This window comes from Rhodococcus sp. LB1 (genome assembly GCF_001583455.1).
Taxonomy (GTDB): domain Bacteria; phylum Actinomycetota; class Actinomycetes; order Mycobacteriales; family Mycobacteriaceae; genus Rhodococcus_F; species Rhodococcus_F opacus.
In genome coordinates this window covers 1-7,765 of record NZ_LTCZ01000130.1, presented here as the reverse complement: position 1 = coordinate 7,765, position 7,765 = coordinate 1, and the positions used below count along the sequence as shown (strand labels likewise).

General features: G+C 66.9%; 6 protein-coding genes. 5 read left to right on the top strand and 1 reads right to left on the bottom strand.

Features of this window, described 5'->3' with window-relative positions; genetic code table 11:
- Both AZG88_RS19250 and AZG88_RS19245 read left to right on the top strand, forming a co-directional pair.
- A partial coding sequence (locus tag AZG88_RS19250) for a type IV toxin-antitoxin system AbiEi family antitoxin domain-containing protein (RefSeq protein ID WP_231914088.1) occupies nucleotides 1-638 on the top strand: 638 nt, incomplete at its 5' end.
- Nucleotides 635-1,393, top strand: a complete 759-nt coding sequence (locus tag AZG88_RS19245; protein WP_061698585.1) for a nucleotidyl transferase AbiEii/AbiGii toxin family protein — start codon at nucleotides 635-637, stop codon at nucleotides 1,391-1,393. The genes AZG88_RS19250 and AZG88_RS19245, both read left to right, overlap by 4 nt.
- A 165-nt stretch (nucleotides 1,394-1,558) precedes the next feature.
- On the opposite strand, the gene AZG88_RS19240 is transcribed toward AZG88_RS19245, so the two are convergent.
- On the bottom strand, nucleotides 1,559-3,889 hold the full coding sequence (locus AZG88_RS19240; RefSeq protein ID WP_331712275.1) for an ATP-binding protein: 2,331 nt from the start codon (nucleotides 3,887-3,889) through the stop codon (nucleotides 1,559-1,561).
- A 174-nt stretch (nucleotides 3,890-4,063) separates the two neighbouring features.
- Between AZG88_RS19240 and AZG88_RS19235 the strand changes: the two genes are divergently transcribed.
- The 3 genes from AZG88_RS19235 (at nucleotide 4,064) to AZG88_RS19225 (ending at nucleotide 7,665) form a co-directional block, all read left to right on the top strand.
- Nucleotides 4,064-5,746: a flavin-containing monooxygenase gene (locus AZG88_RS19235; RefSeq protein WP_061698584.1), complete on the top strand. Its 1,683-nt coding sequence runs from the start codon at nucleotides 4,064-4,066 to the stop codon at nucleotides 5,744-5,746.
- Nucleotides 5,747-5,842: 96 nt separating this feature from the next.
- The gene (locus tag AZG88_RS19230; RefSeq protein ID WP_061698583.1) at nucleotides 5,843-6,793 is read left to right on the top strand and encodes an alpha/beta hydrolase; all 951 of its coding nucleotides are present in this window, start codon (nucleotides 5,843-5,845) and stop codon (nucleotides 6,791-6,793) included.
- A gap of 56 nt (nucleotides 6,794-6,849) precedes the next feature.
- Nucleotides 6,850-7,665 carry a dioxygenase family protein gene (locus tag AZG88_RS19225; RefSeq protein WP_061698582.1) on the top strand — a complete coding sequence of 272 codons (816 nt, stop codon included), beginning with the start codon at nucleotides 6,850-6,852 and terminating at the stop codon, nucleotides 7,663-7,665.
- Nucleotides 7,666-7,765: the final 100 nt, after the last annotated feature.

Below are 7,765 nucleotides of genomic sequence, written 5' to 3'. Positions count from 1 at the left end.
CACACAGCACCGCCGTACCCGCCGCCTTGGCCCGCCGCCCATTGCGCACCTTCCGCCCCCAAGACGCCACCGACGTCTACGCCCACCCCCGCCCCGAGCTCGCCCGCCTGGTCACACGCGGCGTCCTGCACCGCGCCGCCCCCGGCTACTACATCGTCACACCGCCGGAACAGGCCGGGCGACCCTGGATCCCGAACCTGGAAGCCACCGCCGCCGGAATCGCCGCCGCGATCTACGGACCCGATCACGCGATCGTGATGGGCATCAGCGCCGCCCGCCTCCACCACGCAATCCCTCGTGCGTTGGCCACCGCGGTCGTCGCCGTGCCCCGCCGGCATCGGACCATCACCCTCACCGACCGGACCGCCACCATCCGGTTCCTCCGCCGCGACACCCCCGAACTCGACGCCGAACGCCTTAATACCCCCCTCGGGCCGGCGCTGGTGACCACCCCGGAACAGACCGTCCTCGACCTGGCACGCTGGCCGGCCCTCGGCGACGCCGAAAACGAAATCCCCGCCGCCATCGCCAGCCTTTACCGGCGCAGCGACCGCGAACGCCTCACCACCCTCGCCGCCGAGCAGGGACTGACCGCCGCCCTCGCCCGCGCCGAAACCTGGGTGCAGGCCGCCTCGTGAACCTCGACGAACGCGACCGTGTCGCCGACCAGTTCGGCGTCGCCCCCGAACAAGTCGAACGAGACCACCTCATCTCCCTGCTCCTGGGCTACCTCAGCGAACATTTCGCCGACCGGCTCCACTTCATCGGCGGCACCGCCCTCGCCCGAACACACCTCCCCCATGGAAGATTGAGTGAGGACATCGACCTCATCGCCCTCGACCCACGACGCAGTACCCTGGCCGCCGACCTCGACAAGGTGCTCCCGAGAGCATTGCAACGCGCCTATGGTCGCCTCGAATGGGCGCCCCCACTCAGCGCCGGATCGAGCGTGGACGCTGCCACCCTCCACACCACCAGTGGTCTCGCGGTGAAAATTCAACTCCTCGCCTCCACCGACCGCACCCTCTGGCCCACCGAACCCCGCACCCTCATCCAGCGCTACAGCGACGCCCCACCCGCCCGGCTGCTCGTGCCCACCCTGCCCGCGTTCGCCGCCTCCAAAACCGCCACCTGGTGCGACCGCGCCGCCGCCCGCGACCTCTGGGACCTCTGGGCACTGACCAACATCGGCGCCATCAACCCCGACACCGCCGCACTGTTCCGCAAACACGGACCGACCGGGAAGAACCCCGGCACCTATGTCTTCACCCGCCCGCCCAGCGACGACGAATGGCACACGCAACTCGCCGGCCAAACCCGACTCACCATCAGCGCCACCGACGCCCTCCACACCGTCCGCACCGCATGGGACCACCTCACACCCCACCCCTGACCACCTCCCCCACCCCACGCGCACGGGCGACGCCTCACCGATGCACCAGAATCAGATCCACCGAATTTCGGACAGGCCCTACCGTGTCCCTGTTCCGATGACGAGAGGACGGAACGTGCGTGGCGTCGACGCTCTGTCGGGACGACCCCTCGCTGCGCTTCGTCTTTACGTCTTCTGGGATGCGACCCATGAGGCGATCTGGGTCCGGGAGGCGAAGTCGAGTTTGGCGAGTATGCGTTCGAGGTGGCCGTCGACTGTGCGCGGAGACAGCACCAGGGATTCGGCGATGGCGCGGTTGCTCAATCCTTGCGCCACCAGTTCCGCGACCTGATTCTCCCGTTCTGTCAGCGGAGATTTTGCCGCTGAGCTGCCTCCCTCGGCTGCGTGGCGGCCGCCGAGGGCCAGTGCCACGGCCGCGTCGAGTGTCATCGATGCATTCCGTCGTGTCAGATCGGTGACTTTCTTCGCTCCGAGTGCTTGTTCCATCGTCTCGAGCGCTTGGATCGAGTCGTGGTGAAGGTGGGGGCCGAACGCTTCGACGTCGGTTCCCAGTCCCGCCCAGACCGCGGATGCGGCGCCGGTGAGAGCCGCTGCGGTCTCGAAGTCTGATGCCGAGGCTGCGATCCAGGACAGCAGTTCGATCGTCAGTGCGGTGCAGATGCTGTCCTTGAATTCTCGTTCGAGCGTAAGCGCCTGCAGTGCAGCGTCCCTCGCTGACTCTGCTTCGCCGCGATGCCAGTGGCACAGCCCGGTGATCCAGAGGGCGTAGGTGCGGTTCCACTGCTCCCGGAATTGTTCGCTCATCTCGATCGCGCGCTGACACGTGTGCAGGGCTTCATCGAGCTGGGAGTGGTATGCCTGGGCAATTGCGAGTTGGAACAGGGCGGTCAGGACCGATGCGGTGTCTGCCCTGTCGGTGTGGAGTTCGATGGACCGTTCGTATCGGGTGATGGAGGTGGCGATGTCTCCGGTGGCGAAGTCGTGCAGGCCCCGCCATTGGGTGGCGTGCGCGGAGAGTGCGGGGTCGTCGAGGGTGGTGGCGATAGTCTCGCACTCGATCAGTTTTCGGGCGGCGTCGTCGCGGTCACCTTGCATCAGCGCAATCCAGGCGCTGACCCAGAGCGCCTGTCCGCGTTGGTGTGTGGACATCGTGTCCACCTCGAGGAGTTGGTCGAGCCACCGGCGGCCGTCGCTGAGATATCCGCCGGCGACCCAGTGGTACCGGAGCAACGAGGCGAGCTCGGCCGCCGTGCCGATCTCGTCTTCGGTGGCGGCGGACCACTCGAGGGCGGACAGCAGATTTGCGTGGTCTTCGTTCATCACAGCGAGGGCGGCGGCTTGCCCGGGCCCGCACCAGCGTTCGACCATCACCGCGGCCGTCCGCAGGTAGTGGTCGCGGTGACGGCGCTCGAGCTCCTGTGTTTCCCCCATGCCTGCGAGCTTTTCCGCACCGTATTCCCGGATGGTCATCAATTGCCGATAACGGACACGTTCGCCGGCCCGTTCGGTGAGAACGATCGACTTCGCCACCAGTCGGTCGACGAGATCGATGATCAGTTCCGGAAGCAGTGGAGTAGACCCGCACGTGTCTTCCACGGCCTCGAGGTCGAAGCTGCCGGAAAAGACTGACAGCCTCGCCCAGAGCAGTTGCTCATGTTCGGTGCAGAGGTCGAAACTCCAGTCGATCAAGGCGCGCAGGGTTTGTTGGCGGGGCAGGGCGATGCGGTCGCCGCCGGTCAGCAGGCTGAAGCGTTTGTCGAGGCGCTCGACGATCTGGGTGACCGACAGCGACCGCAGACGGGTGGCGGCGAGTTCGATCGCGAGCGGGATCCCGTCGAGTCGATCGCACAATTGGACCACGGCTCCGACGTTTTCGTCGGTGACCTCGAAGTCGGGCAGTACGTGTCGGGCGCGGTCGACGAGGAGGCTGACCGCTTCGTAGTGTACGACGGCGTTGGCGGTGTGCGTTTTTTGTGCGGGCGGGGTGGTCAGCGGCGGGATGAGGCAGATCCCTTCCCCGGGTATTCCGAGGGGCTCGCGGCTGGTGGCGAGGATGTGCAGCTCCGGGGATTCCCGCAGCAGGGTTTCCACCAGTCTGGCGCAGGCCTCGAGCATGTGTTCGCAGTTGTCGAGCACGATCATCAACTGTCGCTCGCGCAGATAGGCGACGAGCTTGTCGACGGGGTCTCGGTTCGACTGGTCGGGCACGTCGAGGGCGGAGACGATCGCTTGGGACAACCGCGTGGCGTCTCCGAGGCTGGCCAGCTCCACGATCCACACGCCGTCGCGAAGTCCGCGGCGCGAGCGATCCGCCACTTCGAGCGCAATGCGGGTTTTCCCCACCCCACCGGGCCCGGTCAGGGTGACCAGGCGCCCGTCCGCCATCCTGCGCTTGACCTCGGCGAGTTCGCGCCGGCGGCCGACGAAGCTGGTGAGGGCTGCGCGCGGGCGGCCCGAGGAACCCTGCGGCCCGGCGGATCGGTGATCGATTTTCACGCCCTCACCCCACCCTGCCCGAGTTGTGACTGTCAACACAGGTAGGCCATGGGGTGATCTGCCCCATGTGGTGCGGGTAGGCGCGGCGAGATGCTGATCACACAGCACCGACGCCTTCACGGCAGACATTGCGACTCCGCCGCCCTCGAGCGGAGCACTCACAGAAAGAGCATCATGACTGACGCCTACACCAACGAGCGAACCTCCACCGTTGTCGCGCCGGACTTCGACGCGATCGTGATCGGGGCCGGCTTTGCCGGGCTCTACGCCCTGCACAAGTTCCGGGATCAGATGGGGCTGCGGGTGCGAGTGTTCGAGGCCGGTGACGGGGTGGGCGGCACCTGGTATTGGAACCAGTACCCCGGTGCGCGCTGCGACATCGAGAGCCTGCATTACTCGTACTCGTTCTCGGCCGACCTTCAGCAGGACTGGGAATGGTCGGAAAAGTACGCTAGCCAGCCCGAGATCCTGCGCTACCTCAATCACGTGGCCGACCGCTTCAACCTGCGCGAGGACATTCAGTTCCACACTCGGGTCACCTCGGCTGTCTGGGACGAGGACGCCGGCCTGTGGCGTGTCGGCAGCGATGACGGCGCCACGCTCACCGCCCGCTACGTGATCTCGGGTGCCGGCAATTTGTCGGTTCCCAAGAAGCCGGAGTTCGACGGCATCGACGACTTCACCGGCGAGGTCTACCTGACCGGGAAGTGGCCGCACGACGGCGTCGATTTCACCGGCAAGAAGGTGGCGATCATCGGCACCGGGTCGAGCGGAATTCAGGCCATCACGGAGATCGCCAAGGACGCCGGGCATCTGACGGTGTTCCAGCGCACCCCCAACTACGCCTCCCCGCTCGGAAACATGCGCCTTGACCCCGCCCACGTCCGCGAGGTCAAGGCGAACTACCCGCAGGTACGCAAGACCTCACGCAACACCCGCGCGGGAATTCCCTACGCCGACCCGCTGCCGTCCGCACTGGCGGTCACGCCCGAGGAGCGGCGCCGGGTGTTCGACGAGTGCTGGTCCGAGGGCGGTTTCCGGTTCTTCCTCGGCTCTTTCGGGGACATTCTCGTCGACAAGGCCGCCAACGACACCATCTCCGAGTACGTGCGCGAACGGATCCGGGAACGCGTCAGCGACCCCACGGTTGCGGCGAAGCTGACCCCCACCGACTACCCGTACGGCACCAAACGCCCACCGTACGAAACCAACTACTACGAAACCTACAACCGCGACAACGTCACGTTGGTCGACGTCGCCGAGGCGCCGATCGTCTCGGTCACCGAGACCGGGGTGCGCACCACCGAGGCCGAGTACGACTTCGACGTCATCGTGCTGGCCACCGGTTTCGACGCCATGACCGGGCCGCTGCTCGAGATGGGCATCGTCGGACGGGACGGTGAGAAGCTGTCGGACAAGTGGGCGGACGGGCCGCACACCTACCTCGGGCTGGCCGTTCACGGGTTCCCCAACCTGTTTCTGATCACCGGCCCGCAGAGTCCCTCGGTGCTCTACAACATGCCGCTCGCCATCGAGGACCATGTCGACTTTGCCGCCGACGCCATCGAGCACCTGCAGCGCAGCGGCCTCGACACCATCGAGCCCACACTCGAGGCAGAGGCCGGGTGGGTTGCCCACGCGAACGAGATCGCCCAGCACACCCTCCTCCCTGAGACCGACTCCTGGTGGATGGGCGCCAACATCCCCGGCAAGCCCCGGGTGTGCATGGTCTACCTCGGCGGCGCGGACGTCTACCGCGGAATCTGCGCCGACGTCGTCGCGAAGGGCTACGAGGGATTCACTCTCTCCGCCGAGGGTGCGCCAGCACGGGAACGAACCGCTGCGCAGATCGGGTAGATCGCGCACCCGCACCACCTCGCGAGGGGGCCGCTCGGCGAGGGGCCGCCAACCACTCGCCGAGCACCCACCCCAATACCTTTTCAGGAGAAGAAGATGCCACTCGATGACGCAGTACAAAGTCTGCTCGACGGGTTGACCGAGCAGGGCGTTCGACCCTTCGAAGACATGAGTGTCGCCGAAGCCCGCGCGACCGTCGCGTCCTTCGTCGATCTGCAGGCCGAACCCCGCGAGGTGGCGCAGGTGATCGACGCGACCTACCCCGGTCCGGCCGGCCGTCAGGACATCCGGTTGTACCTTCCGGACGCCCCCGGGCCGCTGCCGGTCGTGGTGTACTTCCACGGTGGTGGCTTCGTCACCGGCGACCTCACCGTGACCGCGGAACTGTGCCGGGCGCTGGCGAACGATGCCGGCGCCATCGTCGCCGCGGTCAGCTACCGGCTCGCACCCGAGCACCCGTTCCCGGCCGCCACCGACGACACCTTCGCCGCGCTGAAGTGGGTCGCCGACAATGCCGTCCACTTCGGCGGTGACCCCACCCGCATCGCCGTGCATGGCGACAGCGCCGGCGGCAACCTCGCCGCCGTCGCCGCGCTGCGCGCACGCGACGAGGGCGGGCCCGCCCTGACCTGCCAGGTGTTGACCTACCCGGTCATCGACCCGCACGCCAACACACCGTCACGAGAGCAGTTCGGCGAGGGCTACATCATCACCGCCGCCGGCCTCGACTGGTTCTGGAACCACTACCTCCAAGACCCCGACGACGCCGAGAACCCGCTCGCGGTGCCCTCGAAGGCCACCACCCTCGCCGCTCTGCCTCCCACCCTCATCCTGTCCATGGAGTACGAGGTCTCCCGCGACGAAGCCGAGGAATACGGCAAACAACTCGCCGACGCCGGCGTCCCGACGGAGATCGTCCGCATCGACGGACTCGTCCACGGGGTGTACTGGATCTCCGGCGCGATCCCGCGCGCCACCGAAATCCGCTCCGCTGTCGCCGAATTCCTCACCCGCCAGTTCGCCAAGCAACCCGTACCCGAGCCGTGAGCGCCCCGACGAGGAACGCCCCGGTCGTGACCACCACTGACTTAGAAGGAACCACCATGTCTGACCTCGGTACCACCGAGACCCGCATCCGCAGCGTGGTCGAAGATCTCGAGCAGGTGCTGCTGGATTTCATCCGCAAACACCAGATCACGCACACCGAGTACCGGGCGGCGACCGACCTGATCATCGACTCGATCAAGGCCGGCGAGGAATCGCTGCTCTTCGACGTCTTCTTCGAGGCGGAGGCCACCGATGTCGGCAACCTCGGCCGCGACGGCAGCCCCGAGGCGATCGAAGGCCCGTTCTACCTTCCCGGCGCCCCGATGCTCACCGGGCCGCTGAACGTGATGCCCCAGCGACCGGGCGAAAAGGGGCAGCCGCTGCTCTTTCACGGTACGGTCACCGGAACCGACGGAAACCCCTTGGGCGGAGCTGAACTCGACCTCTGGCACGCCGACGCCGACGGGCTGTACTCGAACATCCACCCGAACATCCCGGACTACAACCTGCGCGGGCGCTTCACCTCCGAGCCCGACGGCACGTTCCAGGTCCGCACTATCCTGCCGCCGCCCTACGAGATCCCCAAGGACGGCCCCACCGGCACGGTGCTCCGGGCCCTCGGCCGGCACTTCTTCCGCCCCGCGCACCTGCACATCAAACTACGTCACCGTGGCTACGAGGAGATGACTAGCCAGCTGTACTTCCAGGGCGGGGAGTACCTCGACAACGATGTCGCCGGCGCCGTGCGAGACGGTCTGGTGATCGCACTGCACACCGTCGACGACCCCGCCCAGATCGCGCAGCGGGGACTGGATCGCCCCTTCACCGATGCCCGCTACGACTTCGTGCTCGCACCGGCACCCCAAGCCTGAGAAAGGCGATGAACGACATGATCATCTCGTCGATCGACACCACCATCCTCGACGTCCCGATCCGGCGCCCGCACAAGTTCTCGATCCTGACCATCGATTC